At 71.4% G+C, this 13,898-nt stretch carries 15 protein-coding genes; 10 read left to right on the plus strand and 5 right to left on the minus strand.

The window, feature by feature from the left end; translation table 11 throughout:
• Positions 1-111: 111 nt before the first annotated feature.
• The 8 genes from ACQEV1_RS51845 to ACQEV1_RS51880 all read left to right on the plus strand — a co-directional run bounded on the left by ACQEV1_RS51845 (position 112) and on the right by ACQEV1_RS51880 (position 8,088).
• The gene (locus ACQEV1_RS51845) at positions 112-2,244 is read left to right on the plus strand and encodes an MMPL family transporter (RefSeq protein ID WP_433405632.1); all 2,133 of its coding nucleotides are present in this window, start codon (positions 112-114) and stop codon (positions 2,242-2,244) included.
• Between the two features lie 5 nt (positions 2,245-2,249).
• Positions 2,250-3,389: a sensor histidine kinase gene (locus ACQEV1_RS51850; protein ID WP_433405634.1), complete on the plus strand. Its 1,140-nt coding sequence runs from the start codon at positions 2,250-2,252 to the stop codon at positions 3,387-3,389.
• Position 3,390: 1 nt separating this feature from the next.
• Positions 3,391-4,029 (plus strand): response regulator, encoded by a 639-nt coding sequence (locus ACQEV1_RS51855; RefSeq protein ID WP_433405635.1) that lies wholly within the window; start codon positions 3,391-3,393, stop codon positions 4,027-4,029.
• 33 nt (positions 4,030-4,062) lie between these two features.
• Entirely contained in the window at positions 4,063-4,479 is a 417-nt protein-coding gene (locus ACQEV1_RS51860) for a hypothetical protein (protein ID WP_433405637.1), read from the plus strand.
• Entirely contained in the window at positions 4,476-5,360 is an 885-nt protein-coding gene (locus ACQEV1_RS51865) for a sulfotransferase family protein (protein ID WP_433405639.1), read from the plus strand. Before ACQEV1_RS51860 ends, ACQEV1_RS51865 begins: the two co-directional genes overlap by 4 nt.
• 100 nt (positions 5,361-5,460) lie before the next feature.
• Complete coding sequence (locus ACQEV1_RS51870) at positions 5,461-6,063, plus strand: TetR/AcrR family transcriptional regulator (protein WP_285582011.1); 603 nt, start codon at positions 5,461-5,463, stop codon at positions 6,061-6,063.
• Complete coding sequence (locus tag ACQEV1_RS51875) at positions 6,060-6,722, plus strand: VC0807 family protein (protein ID WP_433405641.1); 663 nt, start codon at positions 6,060-6,062, stop codon at positions 6,720-6,722. The genes ACQEV1_RS51870 and ACQEV1_RS51875 overlap by 4 nt, the downstream gene beginning before the upstream one ends.
• A complete protein-coding gene (locus tag ACQEV1_RS51880) occupies positions 6,715-8,088 on the plus strand; it encodes an FAD-dependent oxidoreductase (RefSeq protein WP_433405643.1) in 1,374 nt (457 codons plus the stop codon). The genes ACQEV1_RS51875 and ACQEV1_RS51880 overlap by 8 nt, the downstream gene beginning before the upstream one ends.
• On the opposite strand, the gene ACQEV1_RS51885 is transcribed toward ACQEV1_RS51880, so the two are convergent.
• Complete coding sequence (locus ACQEV1_RS51885; RefSeq protein WP_433405645.1) at positions 8,060-9,676, minus strand: protein kinase domain-containing protein; 1,617 nt, start codon at positions 9,674-9,676, stop codon at positions 8,060-8,062. The two genes, ACQEV1_RS51880 and ACQEV1_RS51885, sit on opposite strands and share 29 nt — an antisense overlap.
• Before the next feature lie 62 nt (positions 9,677-9,738).
• On the opposite strand from ACQEV1_RS51885, the gene ACQEV1_RS51890 reads away from it, so the two are divergent.
• Positions 9,739-10,227 (plus strand): SUKH-4 family immunity protein, encoded by a 489-nt coding sequence (locus tag ACQEV1_RS51890; protein ID WP_433405647.1) that lies wholly within the window; start codon positions 9,739-9,741, stop codon positions 10,225-10,227.
• Between the two features lie 14 nt (positions 10,228-10,241).
• Here the strand turns inward: ACQEV1_RS51890 and ACQEV1_RS51895 are convergent, their stop codons facing one another.
• Positions 10,242-11,252, minus strand: coding sequence for an alcohol dehydrogenase catalytic domain-containing protein (locus tag ACQEV1_RS51895; protein WP_433405649.1), 1,011 nt, complete (start codon positions 11,250-11,252; stop codon positions 10,242-10,244).
• A 73-nt stretch (positions 11,253-11,325) separates the two neighbouring features.
• Positions 11,326-11,595 (minus strand): hypothetical protein, encoded by a 270-nt coding sequence (locus ACQEV1_RS51900; RefSeq protein WP_433405651.1) that lies wholly within the window; start codon positions 11,593-11,595, stop codon positions 11,326-11,328.
• A 379-nt stretch (positions 11,596-11,974) separates the two neighbouring features.
• Here ACQEV1_RS51900 and ACQEV1_RS51905 point away from each other — a divergent pair, with 379 nt between their 5' ends.
• Entirely contained in the window at positions 11,975-12,373 is a 399-nt protein-coding gene (locus ACQEV1_RS51905; RefSeq protein ID WP_433405653.1) for a hypothetical protein, read from the plus strand.
• Between the two features lie 28 nt (positions 12,374-12,401).
• Here ACQEV1_RS51905 and ACQEV1_RS51910 read toward each other — a convergent pair whose 3' ends face one another.
• Together ACQEV1_RS51910 and ACQEV1_RS51915 are read right to left on the minus strand one after the other, a co-directional pair.
• The gene (locus ACQEV1_RS51910; RefSeq protein ID WP_285581998.1) at positions 12,402-12,575 is read right to left on the minus strand and encodes a hypothetical protein; all 174 of its coding nucleotides are present in this window, start codon (positions 12,573-12,575) and stop codon (positions 12,402-12,404) included.
• Positions 12,576-12,709: 134 nt separating this feature from the next.
• Positions 12,710-13,858 carry a serine hydrolase domain-containing protein gene (locus ACQEV1_RS51915; RefSeq protein ID WP_433405655.1) on the minus strand — a complete coding sequence of 383 codons (1,149 nt, stop codon included), beginning with the start codon at positions 13,856-13,858 and terminating at the stop codon, positions 12,710-12,712.
• Positions 13,859-13,898 lie beyond the last annotated feature (40 nt).

Raw genomic sequence — 13,898 nt, forward strand, 5'->3', positions numbered from 1 at the left:
TTTCGCAGACCGGCTTCGCGCCGGGACGTCGCTTGTCCACCGATCGGTGGACGGCAGGTTGGACCGGTCGATGCTGTCGCGGGACACCGCCCGGCGACCAGCCTTGACGGCATGAAGAACCCCTCAGTACGTGTGGCACGGTGGAGCGCCCACCACCCCTGGCGCGCGATCGCCGGATGGATCGTTTTCGTCGTCATCTGCCTCGGAGGCGGCCTGGCGATCGGCGGCCACGCCGCCACCTCGCAGGACTACCGGGTCGGTGAGGCCGGGCGGGCCGAAGCGCTGGCGGCGCAGGGCGGGCTCCAGCAGAAACCCGTGGAACGTGTCCTCATCTCGGTGAAAGGCGTCGGGCGGCTGGACGACGCGGTCGCGTCGGAGGTGCGCCGCCGGATGTCGGGGCTCGCGGAGGTCGAGTCGGTGGCCGCGCCGGTCCGATCGTCGGACGGGCGGGCCGTACGGGTCGATGTGACGATGCGGGGACCCGAACTGGAGGGCAGGAAGCACGTCGCGCCACTGCTCGCGCAGACCGCCGAGGTTCAGCGGGCCCATCCGGGGCTCCGGGTGGAAGAGTCCGGCAGCCCTTCCATCAGCAAGGACGTGCAGGGCCAGCGGGGCGACGACCTGTCCCGGACCGAGCTCATCGCACTGCCGGTGACGCTGATCGTCCTGTTGCTGGTCTTCCGCTCCGTGGTGATGGCCGTGGTGCCGCTGCTGCTGTCGGTCTCCTCGATCATGGCCGGCATCGGGCTGTCGATGGTGGCCTCGCACGTCTTCCCCGACGCGGGCGTCGGCACGAACGTCATCCTGCTGATCGGGATGGCCGTCGGCGTCGACTACACGCTCTTCTATCTCAAGCGGGACCGTGAGGAGCGAGCACGCTCAGGCGGAAGGCTCTCACGAGCCGCCGCCGTGGAGATCGCCGCGGCCACCTCGGGACGCGCGGTCGTCGTCTCCGGGCTGGCCGTCGCCGCCTCCAGCGCCACCCTGTACCTGGCCGGCGACGTCATCTTCGCCTCGCTGGCGACCGGGGCCATCGTGGTCACCGTCGCGGCCGTGGTCAGTTCCCTCACCGTACTGCCCGCGCTGCTGGCCAAGCTCGGCCGCCGTACGCCGCGGCGGGCGGCGCGGTCCGGGGGCGGCAGACTCACCTCGGCCGTGCTGCGTCCGGTCGCCGAGCGCCCGGCGCTCGCGCTGGGCGTCGCGGTGGCCGCCATGCTCGCCCTGGCGGGGCCGCTCCTGGGCATGAGGCTGACCGACGTCGGCCGGGAGACCTACTCCCGCGACCTGCCCGCCATGCAGGCCTTCGACCGTGTCAACGCGGCGTTCCCCGAGCTGAAGTCGGTGAACCAGGTCGTCGTCAAGGCCACCCCCGAGCGCCGGGCACAGGTGGTCACCGCGCTCGACGCGCTGGCTCACCGGGTGACGGCCGACCCGCTGTACTCCGGGCGGACGAGAACGCGCACCTCGGCCGACGGCCGGATCACCATGCTGGAGGTACCGGTCCCGGCGTACCCGAGCGAGAAGCGGGCGCAGGCCTCACTCGATCGGCTGCGCACCGACCACATTCCGGCCACGGTCGGCGGCCTGCAGGGAGCCGAGGTCGCGGTGACCGGCGACGTCGCCCGCTACGCCGACTATCCCGAGCACCAGAAACACCGCCTGCCGATCATCCTGGGCGCGCTGCTGCTGGTCACCTTCGTCATCACCGCGTGGGCGTTCCGTTCGATCGTGCTGGGCCTGGCCGGTGTCGGGCTCAACCTTCTGTCGGCCGCGGCCTCGCTCGGCGTGCTGACGGCGGTCTTCCAGCATCGTTGGGCCGAGGGGCTGCTCGGCTTCACTTCGATGGGCTCCATCGGGTCCCGGGTGCCGCTCTTCCTGTTCGTGATCCTGTTCGGGCTGTCCATGGACTACCAGGTGTTCACGCTCAGCCGGGTCCAGGAGGCGGTACGGCGTGGCGTGCCCGCCCGGACCGCCGCGCTGGAGGGCATCCGCGGCTCGGCCGGAGTGGTGACCAGCGCCGCGATCGTCATGGTGACGGTGTTCGCCTCCTTCGTCCCGCTGCACCTGATCGAGATGAAGCAGATCGGATTCAGCCTGGCGGTGGCGGTGCTGCTGGACGCCTTCGTGATCCGGCTGGTGATCCTCCCCGCGCTCCTGTTGCTTCTCGGACGGACGGCATGGTGGCCGTCCCGGCGGAGGCCCGTGCCCGCCTCCGCTTCGGACGTGCTGGAGAACGTAGGCTGATCGCCGTGCCGGCCTCCGACGACCAGACCTCGATTCTCCGCTGGTACGCGCCTCTGTGGGTCCTGTTCGGCCCGGTCCCCGAGTTCGTGGCCGGGCTGGACGATCCGCCGGGCACGCGGAGCTGGTCGCTGGCGGTGCCGATCGCCCTCGGTCTCGCCTGCGCGGTGTCGGGTCGCCGTCCCGGACGCCACCCCTGGTTCCCCTACGCGCTGGTCGCCGGGCTGGGGGTGGTGTCGTTCCTGCGAGGCGGGGCCGCGTCCCTCTACCTCATGTCGCTCCCGTACTTCTGGCTACCCGCCCGGAGCACGCGGTGGCCGGTGCTGCTCAGCGGGGCCGGTGCGGCGGCGGCGGTCGGCGGCGGAGCGCTGGGAGACGGCGGCCTCGCCAGCGGCAACTCGGTCGTGACTCTGGTCGCGTACGCCGCGGGCACCACGCTCGCCCTGGCCGTCCGGCGCGTCGCGGACCGGGCCGAGGCTCGCGCCCGCCGCCTCGACGGCGAGCTGGTGACGGCCCGCGCCGACCTGGCCGAGGCGCACCGGCGACAGGGGGCCGCCGAGGAACGCGAACGGCTCGCTCGCGAGATCCACGACACTCTCGCCCAGGGATTCGCGTCCATCGTCGTGCTCGCCGAGGCGGTCCGGTCCGACCTGGTCGACGATCCGAACGGAGCCGCCCGGCGACTGTCGTCGATCGAGCGCACCGCACGCGAGAACCTCGCTGAGGCGCGAGTGCTGGTCGGTTCGTCCCCTCGGGAGACGATCGCGGCCGACTCTGTCTCCCGGACACTGCGACGCACCGTCGATCGCTTCGCCGAGGACACCGGCATCACCGTCGACGCCGACCTGGCCGACGTCGACTGCGACCCGGCCACCCGGATCGCGCTCCTGCGCTGCACCCAGGAGTCGCTGGCCAATGTCCGCAAGCACGCCGCCGCCTCCACGGTCGGCGTCGTCCTCGCGGCACGGCCGTACGGCGTCGAGCTGGAGATCACCGATGACGGCCATGGCTTCTCGGTCGCGGACGCCCACGGGTTCGGCCTCGCCGGGATGCGCCGGCGACTCACCGAGCTCGGCGGCGAGCTCACCGTCACCAGCGCGCCCGGCGAGGGCACCCGTGTTCTCGCCGTGCTTCCCGTTGAGGAGTGACATGCCCAAGGACGTGCTCCGGGTCGTCGTGGCCGATGATCATCCGGCGATGCGGGCGGGTGTCACCGCCCTGCTCGCCGCCGAACCGACCATCGACGTCGTCGGTGAGGCCGCGGACGGCCGTGAGGCGGTGGAACTCGTCGAGCGCCATGCCCCCGACGTGGTCCTGCTCGACCTGCGGATGCCCGTCCTCGACGGCGTCGCCGCGACCTCCCGGATCGTCGAGGGTCCCACCACGTCCCGTGTGCTGATCCTCACCACCTATGACACCGACGCCGACATCGAACGGGCGGTCGAGGCGGGCGCGGTCGGCTACCTCCTGAAGGACACCACGCGCGAGCAGCTCATCGACGCCGTCCGCTCCGCCGCCCGCGGCGAGACCGTCCTCTCCCCACGGGTCGCCCAGCATCTCGTCGCGCGGATGCGGCGCCCCGCGCCGACGACGCTCACCCCGCGAGAGGTGGACGTGCTGAACGCGGTGGCCGACGGCCTGTCCAACGCCGACATCGGTAGGCGACTGGTCATCGCGGAGGCGACGGTGAAGACCCACCTGCTCCGCATCTTCGCCAAGCTCGACGTCGCCGACCGCACCCGCGCGGTCGTCATCGCCCTCGAACAGGGCCTGCTGACGCGCCCTTGACCCGGTGTGCCCGGCCGTGAGTACGTTCAGGGAGTGGATGAGCAGAGGGTGCCGGCGGCGGGCATGACGATCAGTATCCGAACGCGGCGAGACGTTGTGATCGTCGATCCCGAGCGCTTCCTGGCTTCGGCCCGCGAAGCGTTCCGCGAACTGAACGGGCTGCCCGAGGATTCCGCCGTCGAAGAGATCTCCGATGTCTTCGACGCCGTGCACGCTCTGCTGGACCGCTTCGGCCGGCTCGTGCCGGACGCGGCCCCCACGATGGTGGGGTACGGCGGGCCGCGTCCGGGCGAACGCGTGCTCGACCGTCTGGACGGCCTGTCCCCGGCGGGCGAGCTGGAGCACATCGTGCTCGACGATCCGCGACCGTTGCAGGATTATGGCTGTTTCCTGCCGGAAGACCCCTTCGCGCTCCCCGTGAACGTCGTCGGCGATGGAGAAACCCCATGACGGGAGCCGAGCCGGTCTTCCTCCTCGCTCCGGCGCGCAGCTACTCGACCGTCGCCGTGGCCCTGCTGTCGGGTCATCCCGACGTCTACGGCTTTCCGGAGACGCTGGTCTTCAACGCCGCGACCGTCGGTGAACTGCTCCGCGAGGGCACGGGGTGGGCGCGTTTCCCGCTGCGGCAGAGCGGGCTCTGGCGCGCCGTCGCCGCCCTGCACGAGGGCAGTCAGGACGGCGACGCGGTCGCACGCGCACGGGAATGGCTCGCCGACCGCGCCGATTGGCCGACCACGCGTCTGATGGACCACCTCATCGATCTCGCGCGGCCCCGCGTCAGCCTGGAGAAGTCGCCGGACACCTCCAGCGACGACGCGATCCTCGCCCGGTGCATGGCGGCCTATCCGCGTGCGCGCTTCCTCCATCTCGTACGACATCCGGTGACGACCCAGCGGTCCCTGCATGAGCACTGGCGCCCGGCCGGGCGGTTCCGCTCGGAGAAGGCGCTCATCGCCGAGGCCGCCGCCTTCTGGTACCTGTCGCATCAGCGGATCATGGCGGCGCTGGCGTCCTTGCCCTCCGAGCAGTGGATGCGGGTCCGGGCCGAGGACCTGCTCACCGAACCCAGGGTCTGGCTGCCGCGGATCCTGGCCTGGCTGAGGCTGGACGGCGATCCGCACATCGTCGATCGGATGCTGCTCACGGAGAACTGGCGGTTCGCCGGGACCGGGCGTTCGGACGATCTCCTCGGCGGTGACCCGAAGTTTCTCCGCTCCCCGGCCCTGCGTCCGATCCCGGCGCCCGGACCGGTCGTCTTCGACCCCTCGTGGGGCCTGCACGACGAGATGTGCGACCGAATGACGGACCTCGCACGCTCACTCGGCTACTGAGGACGAGCCGCCGGCCGACGCGAACGGTACGCCGGGCAGATAGAGCGCAGTCCGGGCGGTACGGCTTGCCGATCTTGCTTGAGTGAGCTAAGTTTTGCTCATGCGAGCAAGAACGTTCACCGAGTCGGGCAGACGCGCCCAGATCGTGACCGCGGCGATCGAGGTGATCGCCGAGGTCGGCTTCGCCAAGGCGTCCTTCAGCCGGATCGCCAAGCACGCCGGCCTGTCGAGCACCGGCATGATCAGCTACCACTTCGCCGGCAAGGACGACCTGCTCACCGCGTGCGTCGCCCAGATCGAGAAGGTCACCGAGGCGTTCATGGGGCCGCGCGTCGACGCCGCCGAAGGCCACGTCGCACAGCTGCGTGCCTACGTCGAGGCGAACGTCGCACTGGTCGGCGAGCACCCCGCCGACGTCCGGGCACTGATCGACATCGTGAAGAACGGCGCCGCGCAGAGCGCCTCCGTCAACGGACGTCTCGCGCTGTTCGAGGAGCACTTCCGCACCGGGCAGGCGGCGGGCGTCTTCCGCCCCTTCGACACGCGGACGGTGGCGATCGCCCTCACCAGCGGCCTCGACGCCGTCGTCAGCACCGCGGCCGCCACCGCGCCCGAACCCACTGAGCTCGCCCGCCTCGGCCGCGAGCTCGCCGAACTCTACGTGCGGGCGACCGCAGCCGATTCCCAGGAGGGATCCGCATGATGATCGACGAAAGGCCCGCACCCGACATGGGTCTGCGCCGGGTGATCCGCGCCAACGTGATGACCGTCCTGTTCGAGGTGGTCGTGCCGATGGTGCTGTTCTACGGCCTGCGCGCCGCGGGCGTGAGCCAGTGGTGGGCGCTGATGGCCGGCGTCCTGGTGGCCGCTCCGTACGTGGTGTGGACCGTCGTACGTGACCGCCGGCTCGACCTCATCGCCTTCGTCACGTTGAGCGTCCTGGTGCTCTCCGTGGTGCTCGGCCTGCTGTCGGACAACCCGCGCACCCTCGCGATCCGGGAGGGGTGGACCGCGGCGCTGGGCGGCCTGTTCGGCGCGTGGATGCTGGTCTCGGTCGTCGTCGGCCGGCCCGCCCAGCTGACGCTGGGCCGTACGATCGCCGAGGTCAAGCGCGGCGCGGAGGGCGCGGCCGCGTGGGCGGCCCGCTGGGACACCGACGCCCGGTTCCGGCGCGGGCTGCGCGTCAACACGGCCGTCTGGGGCGCCGCGCTGGTGGCCAGCGCGGTGGTGCACCTGGTGCTCGTCTACACGCTGCCGATCGACCTCATCTCCGGGGTGACCACCGCGGTGTGGTTCGCCTCGCTGGCGTGCCTGATCGCCTGGCACGTCTGGTACATCCGCAAGGAGGACCTCGATGCCTGACGTCCTGGTGGCGGGCGCCGGCCCGACCGGCCTGCTGGCCGCGTACGAGCTGGAGCGCGCCGGGCTCGACGTGCTGATCCTCGAACGCGACGTCCGGCCGACCACGCAGTCGAAGGCGCTCGCCCTGCAGCCCCGGTCGGTCGAGGTGCTGGCCGATCGCGGCCTGCTCGCGGCGATCGAGCCGTACGTCGAGGCGCGGCTGCCCGCGGGGCACTTCTCGGGCATCCCGATCGACTACACCGACCTGCCGACACCCTTCCCGTACCAGCTCGGCGTCGAGCAGGCGCACGTGGCCGCGGCGATCGAGGCACGCCTGCGCAGGCCGGTGCTGCGCGGCGCGGCCGTCACCGCCGTGGAGCAGGACGCCGAGGGCGTCACCGTCACCGCGGGCGGGCGCCGCCACCGGGCGGGGTGGCTCGTCGCGGCCGACGGCGGGCACAGCACGGTACGGACGCTGCTGGGGGCGGCGTTCCCCGGCATGCCGGCGCGGATCTCGCTGGTCGTCGCCGACCTCACGCTCGCCGGGAAGCCCGCCGGGCTCGCCGACGACTGGCAGCTCCCGTCGACCGGGTCGGGGTTCCTGCTGCCGCTGTCCGGCGGGCGCCACCGCGCGATCGTCGGCGGCGAGGAGCAGCAGCGGCTCGGCCGCGACGCTCCCGTCACGGCCGACGAGCTGCAGCGGGCACTGACCGACGCGCACGGGCCGGAGATCAAGGTGGGCGAGGTGCTGTGGGCCTCGCGGTTCGGCGACGCGGCGCGGCAGCTGGAGCGGTACCGCCACGGCCGGGTGCTGTTCGCCGGCGACGCCGCGCACATCCACCTGCCGATCGGCGGCCAGGGACTCAACCTGGGCCTCCAGGACGCGGTGAACCTCGGCTGGAAACTGGCCGCGCACATCCGCGGGCACGCCCCCGAGGGGTTGCTCGACGGCTACCACGACGAGCGTCATCCGATCGCGGCCCGCGTGCTGGTCAGCACCCGGGCACAGGGGGTGCTCGGCGTGCCCGACCCCGACGCCGCGGCCGTGCGGGCGGTCGTCACCGAGCTGCTCGCCGTCCCCGAGGCCCACCGCGCCGTCGCGTTGGAACTGTCGGGCATCGGCATCGCCTACCCGGGCACCACCGGCCGCGCCACCGACGTCCCGGCCGCGCCCGACGGCCGCCCCGTGCTCGTCGGCGCGTCACTGCCCGCGGGCTGGGCCGGCCGCGTCGAGACCCGCGAGGGAACGAAGCCGCAGCTCGTCCGCCCCGACGGCTATGTGGTCTGGACCGGCGAATCCGATCTGGAGGCGGCGCTGCGCCGCTGGTTCGGCCCTCCGAGTGCGGCGAAAGACACGGTCAGTGCAGCGGCACGAGGCACAGGATGAGTGTCGACGTCCTCACGTTGCCGGTCTGGGCACCGCTGCCCTTCCCGGGGAAGAGGGCGAAGGTGTGGCTGGGGAAGTTCTTCGTGAGCGTGTCGCAGAGCTCGACCGCGTCATCGGCTTCCCCGCTGACTATTCCGTGGACGGTGTACGCGGTGCCCGGTCCCCACGGCCGGGAGCACGGCTCGCGGTACCAGCCCTCTTTCTTGATGCCGACGATGCCGTAGTTCTTGGTGGCCTGGTACACGCACGTGTTGGCGGTCACCACGCCGTCCCACGCCGCGTGGCCGTACTTCTGGTGGTAGACGAGCCCCAGGATGACAGCGAGCACCGCGACCCCGGCCAGGGCCCATATCCCCGAGTAGTTCGTAGGCGAGGTCCGCGCAGCGTTCGCCCGGCCCGGAGCGGTGCCCCTGACGTCCTGTACGAGGATGAGTCCGTCTCTGCCGGTGCCGGGGACCTTGGCGAGGTCGAGACCGCGTTCGGCCGCGAGTTCGCGCGCCGCTTTGGTGGCGTAGGCGCCGTGATTCTTCTTGATGGCGGCGATGACGTCCTGCTTGCGGATCGCTCCACCGGCGCCGGTACCCCGGATGGCAGCCAGATTCACCTCGAATTCGGCCGCGACCTTGCGAGCGTCCGGGGAGATGCGGACAACGAGGGGGACCTCCTCGTCTTTCTCGCCATTGGCGGAGTTGACTTCCGAATACGCTCGGGTACCGGTTCCGGCGCCCCCGCTGGCCGGACTCTGGGTTCGCTCGGACCTTTCCGGTGACTCCGAGCGTGCGAGCGGGGCAAGGAGGTCGCGCGTCTGTTCCGCGCTGAGCCGTTCGGACGGGTTCTTGCGAAGAAGGGCGGTCAGTACGGGCGCGAGGCGACCGGCGTGGACGGGCGGAATGGGGTCCCGGGTGGCGATGGCCGCGAAGACCGCGCCGTGCGTGGAGCCGGTGAACGGCGGGTGCCCCTCGACGGCGTCGTACAGCGTCGCACCCAACGACCACAGGTCGGACTGGGGGACGGGGCTGCCGTCCACCTGCTCGGGTGACATGTAGGCGGGCGTGCCCAGGACCGCGCCGGTGTGGGTGAGGGTGGTGTCGCCGTCGAGCGCGGCGATACCGAAATCGGTCAGCACGACCCGATCCCCTTCGAACAGCACGTTGGCGGGCTTGATGTCACGGTGGACGATCCCGTTGGCGTGGGCGACCGACACCGCCTCCAGCAGCCGCAGACCGATGTCGGCCACACGCGGCTCCGGCAACCGGCCGCGCCGCTTCAGCTCATCGGCCAGGGACATGCCGTGGATGAGCTCCATCACGATCCACGGGCGGCCGTCCTCACCGACCACCCGGTCATAGACGGTCACGATCCCCGGGTGCTTCAACCGGGCGGCGGCGCGCGCCTCCCGGCCCATCCGGGCGTACCAGCGGGCGCGCTCCCCTTCGTCGATCCACTCGGGGAGCCGCAGTTCCTTGACCGCGACCTCGCGGTCCAGGCCGGTGTCGAACGCCCGCCAGACGACCCCCATCCCGCCCTGCCCGATGTGCTCCACGAGCTGGTACCGGCCCGCCAGCAGCCGCCCGTCCAATTCGCCCACAGGCCGAACCTAACGTGGCGGGTGAGCACAGACGAGGACATCTCGTCGATTAATACACATGGATGTCTGTAGGCACGATTCCGTGGACCTGCGGTTCGCCACGGAGTGTGGGGGTCTGCCACGCCGATGGGCTGTTCCGGCCGTTCGCCTCCCTGATCGACCCTGACCCGGAGATCCCCGACGACTGCGTCACCGAACGGGACGACGTGCCGCAGCCGGTCGACACCCCGAAGGCGCGGCTGCAGCAGCTCGGCTGGATGAGGACCGGGCGCGCCTTCGTCAGCCTGGACGACGGCACGATCTGGCATAGCGATCCCGACCGGGACGCCGGCTATGAGCTCATCAACAGCGATCTGTCCTCGCTTGCCTATGTGCTGTACAAGGTGATGGCGGAGGCGCCGACGCGGCGTGCGGAACTGCCGTCGCCGGACGACTGGGAGCAGGCCGAGAACGTCGTACGTGCGGACACGCAGCGCTGGGATCCGGCGCCCTTCTCGGAGGCGGACGGCCTCTGGTCGCGTTACCTGGACGAGTACCAGCTCTACCACTGAGCCGCCGGCGGCGGTCAGCCGAAGGTGATGACCGACCGCTTGCCGGACTGGCCCTTGGCCATGGCGTCGAGCACCCCGTTGGCGTCGCGCAGCCCGATCGGGGTGGACTCGGGCAGGATGCCGTGCGCCGCCGAGAACGCGAGGGTGTCGCGCGCGTCGTGCGGGGAGCCGGACGGGTTGATCATGGCGTGCAGCCGGTTGAGGACCATCGGCTGGGTGGGCAGGGTCAGCGGCTCGGGACCGTATCCGCACAGCACGAGCGTGCCGTCGGGCGCCAGGCCGGTGAGCGTCGCCGCGGCGGCCGAGGTGGACGGGGAGGCGTTGAGGATCACGTTCGCGCCGCCATCCCAGGCCCTGAGGGCCTCGGCCGGGTCGGCGTCCTGGGTGGCGATGAACTGCTCGGCGCCCATCTCCCTGGCCGCCGCCTCGCCCCGGCGCGACCGGCCGATGACCGCCACGCGAGCCCCCATGGCGACGGCGTAGCGGACCGCCAGCGCGCCCACCCCACCGGCGCCGATGACCGCGACGCGCGAGGTGGCGGTGGCCCCGGCCTGCCGCAGGCTGTTGAAGGCGGTCAGGCCCGCGCACATCAGCGGCGCCGCGGCGACAGGGTCGAGCCCCGCCGGCAGCGGGGTCACGAAGTCGGCCTTGAGGACGGCGTATTCGGCGTAACCGCCGTCCATGACGATGCCGGTGATGCGCTTCTGGGGACAGAGGATCTGCTCCCCGCGTACGCAGTAGTCGCAGTGGCGGCAGGAGTCGCCGAGGAACTGCGCACCGACGGAGACACCGACCTCCGGCCACGACACGCCGGGACCGGTGGCGGCCACCACGCCGGTGATCTCGTGCCCGGGAACGACCGGAAACCGGGCGATGGGCCACTCGCCCTGGAGCAGGTCCAGGTCCGTGTAGCAGATTCCGCACGCGGTGATCTTGACCAGCACCTCGCCCTGCCCGGGTTCGGGCACCTCGCGCTCGGTAAGAGTGAGCGGCTCATCGACGCCGGTGGCGACGGCCGTAAGCATGAGTGACCCCCGATTCTGTCGCCTGTCGTGCTGAGCGTAGACGCCGATCCCGGCCGGCGACCGCACCAGGTCGTCAGGGCGAGGAGGTCGGGGTGACGGTCGGGCTCGCCGTGGCCTCGTGTCTCATCTCGGCCACCACGTCGGGCGGCATCGGGCCCTGGGCATCGATCGGCAGCAGCACGGTGCCGGGAGAGTACGGGTCGGCGCCGTCGCCGCTCACCTTCCAGCGCGAAGGGATGCGCGTGCGCGGCAGGGAGGTGCCCCACTGCGGCCAGTACACGTTGTACCTCCCCACGCGCAGACCCTTCCGGGCGAGCGCGGCCTCCGCCCGGGCCACCGTCATGCCCGCCAGGCCGTGCGCGGCGTCCTTCGACGACGTACGCCACGGCGCTCACGATCAGCGGCCGGCGGCTCGCGTGCCCACGCGCTCGGCCCGGCCGTGCCGGTGGGCCGGACGGCAGCGCGGTGATGTCGTCGAGCAGGGCGCGGGCGGCTGGCCTGCGGGCGAGCCACCGCAGTTCATCGTCGTGGACGCGGGCGACCCCGCGGACCGTGTCGTCGGTCGGATGGGTCTTCATGTCAGTGGCTCTCCTTGGTCGAGGAGCGCCCTGACGATGATCGACGCGTCGAGCGGGTCGCCGGCCGGCGCCGCGGTCACCCCTACCGTGTCGGCACCCGGCGTTTCGTTACAGGTGACTTTCCCGCAGTACGGAGCCGTTCCATTGCCCGGAAGTAGGCGCCTCCGCCGCAGGGCGATCGTACGGTCGCGGGAACAGGTCCCCAGCCGCGTCGCCGAGGCGCCCGGCGTGCCGCCGGCGCCCCGATCGCCGGAGAGCCCGCTGTGGCGCAACCTGACCATCGTCGTCGCCGTGCTGTTCGGTGCCGTCGTCGTCTTGATAGCGGGGCGGAGTCTGTTGTCGCACGCCGGCCCCGGCCAGGACCCGGAGAGGAGCGGCTACCGGTACGGCACGGCCCACGCGGACCCCGCGGTGACCGACTGCGAAGAAGAGGCGAAACGCCGCTACGAAGAAGACGAGAGCGCGCTGGAGTTCGCCACCGGCTGCGTCCAGGCCCAGACCGACGCCGTCCTCAACGCGACGAAGACCCAGCCGACGCCGTAGCCGTCGGCTGGGATCGTACGGCGGTCGTTCAGGCGGATCGGTGGAGGTCGGATCGGACCTCGTCCGCCATCTCGTGGATCTTCGTCTCGGTCTCCCGCAGCCGGGCCTCGGCCCGGGCGGTCCGCTCGGCGGCACGGCGCTCCCGCCAGGTCGGCTTGTGATTCGTGCGGCCTCTTCGCTTCGAACGGGCGAACAACCCCATCACACTCACTCCTTGGCTGCGCTGTGCCGGTGCGACCGAGGGATCCCCCGTATTCAGTGATGTATTCCGACACTTGTGTGACTGTCCAGTCGAGCGCCTTGAGCGAGTCTCGCGCCGGCGGCCCGGCGGAGGCCTCATCGCTCGGCCGGGTCGCCGCAGAACTCATCGGCGATGAGCGCGTTGATCTCGTCTTCGGCGGCCGGGCTCAGCGTGAGGCTGCGGTTGACCGAGATGGTGATCTGGCGTGCGCTCTGCGGGCTGGTGAAGCTGTAGGTGCCGTACCCGGGCACGCCTCCGACGTGGCCCCAGACCTGCCGGCCGCACATCTCGGTGTGCCCGAGGCCCAGACCGTACTCGAAGCCGGGGAAGGCGGGTTCGGACCGCTGCATCTGGCGCAGCAGGGTGGGCGGCACCAGTCGCCCGCCGAGCAGGGCCGAGTAGAAGAGGTTCAGGTCGTGGGTGGTGGACACGATGTCGCCGCTCGCCCACGCGACGGACATGTTGTAGGCGGTCAGATCCGTCAACCGGGTCGAAGAACGCACAGCCTCGTACCCGCGTGCGGACGGCTGCCGCAGACGCAGATCGTGTCCGGCGAGGTAGGTGTGCCGCAACCCGGCCGGGGCCAGCACGCGCCGGGACAGCTCGTGTGCGTAACCGTCGCCGGTGACCTTCTCCACGAGCATGCCGAGCATGACGTAGTCGGTATTGGAGTACAGGAACCGACTGCCGGGGGTGAACTGCAGCGGCTTCCGCGTGGCGATGCGCACGAGATCGGCCGGGGCGTAGTCCCGGTATCGCGACCGGGCGACGAGCTCCGGATTCGCCCACAGGACGCTCCCGTAGTCGAACAGACCGCTTCGGTGCTGCAGCAACTGACGGACGGTGATCGGCTCGGAGTACGGCAGCACCCCCGGGAGGTAGCGGTCGATCGGGGCATCGAGGTCGATCCGGCCCTCCGCTACGAGACCGAGCACGAGGGTCGCCGTGAACGACTTGGTGACGCTGCCGATACGGAACGGGCCGGAGGGCCGCGGCGGTTCGCTGGTGCGGAGATTCCCCACACCGGCCACGACGGACTGGACGCCACGCTCATCGCGCGTCTCGATGTTGACGCCCGGCACACCGGCCGCGACGACCCTGCCCGCCTGTTGCACCAACGTCGACCGAGACGGCGGCGGGACCGATGATGCGACGGGCACCGCGGCGGCCGGTGCGATGGGCAGCGCCAGGCACACCAGTGCGGATCCGACGACGATGGCGGCCGCGGGCTTGGAAATCCTCATGCTGGCGAAGCTAGTGACGCGTCACCACAGGCACACTGGA

Origin of the sequence: Actinoallomurus sp. CA-142502, from assembly GCF_050936355.1 — a bacterium.
GTDB lineage: Bacteria > Actinomycetota > Actinomycetes > Streptosporangiales > Streptosporangiaceae > Actinoallomurus > Actinoallomurus iriomotensis.

What these genes read in the sequence shown, in the direction of transcription:
- ACQEV1_RS51845 (WP_433405632.1), top strand. Translation starts at nt 112, where the DNA reads ATGAAGAACCCCTCAGTACGTGTGGCACGGTGGAGCGCCCACCACCCC.
- ACQEV1_RS51855 (WP_433405635.1), top strand. Translation starts at nt 3,391, where the DNA reads ATGCCCAAGGACGTGCTCCGGGTCGTCGTGGCCGATGATCATCCGGCG.
- ACQEV1_RS51865 (WP_433405639.1), top strand. Translation starts at nt 4,476, where the DNA reads ATGACGGGAGCCGAGCCGGTCTTCCTCCTCGCTCCGGCGCGCAGCTAC.
- ACQEV1_RS51870 (WP_285582011.1), top strand. Translation starts at nt 5,461, where the DNA reads ATGCGAGCAAGAACGTTCACCGAGTCGGGCAGACGCGCCCAGATCGTG.
- ACQEV1_RS51875 (WP_433405641.1), top strand. Translation starts at nt 6,060, where the DNA reads ATGATGATCGACGAAAGGCCCGCACCCGACATGGGTCTGCGCCGGGTG.
- ACQEV1_RS51880 (WP_433405643.1), top strand. Translation starts at nt 6,715, where the DNA reads ATGCCTGACGTCCTGGTGGCGGGCGCCGGCCCGACCGGCCTGCTGGCC.
- ACQEV1_RS51890 (WP_433405647.1), top strand. Translation starts at nt 9,739, where the DNA reads ATGTCTGTAGGCACGATTCCGTGGACCTGCGGTTCGCCACGGAGTGTG.
- ACQEV1_RS51895 (WP_433405649.1), bottom strand. Translation starts at nt 11,252, where the DNA reads ATGCTTACGGCCGTCGCCACCGGCGTCGATGAGCCGCTCACTCTTACC.
- ACQEV1_RS51900 (WP_433405651.1), bottom strand. Translation starts at nt 11,595, where the DNA reads ATGACGGTGGCCCGGGCGGAGGCCGCGCTCGCCCGGAAGGGTCTGCGC.
- ACQEV1_RS51910 (WP_285581998.1), bottom strand. Translation starts at nt 12,575, where the DNA reads ATGGGGTTGTTCGCCCGTTCGAAGCGAAGAGGCCGCACGAATCACAAG.
- ACQEV1_RS51915 (WP_433405655.1), bottom strand. Translation starts at nt 13,858, where the DNA reads ATGAGGATTTCCAAGCCCGCGGCCGCCATCGTCGTCGGATCCGCACTG.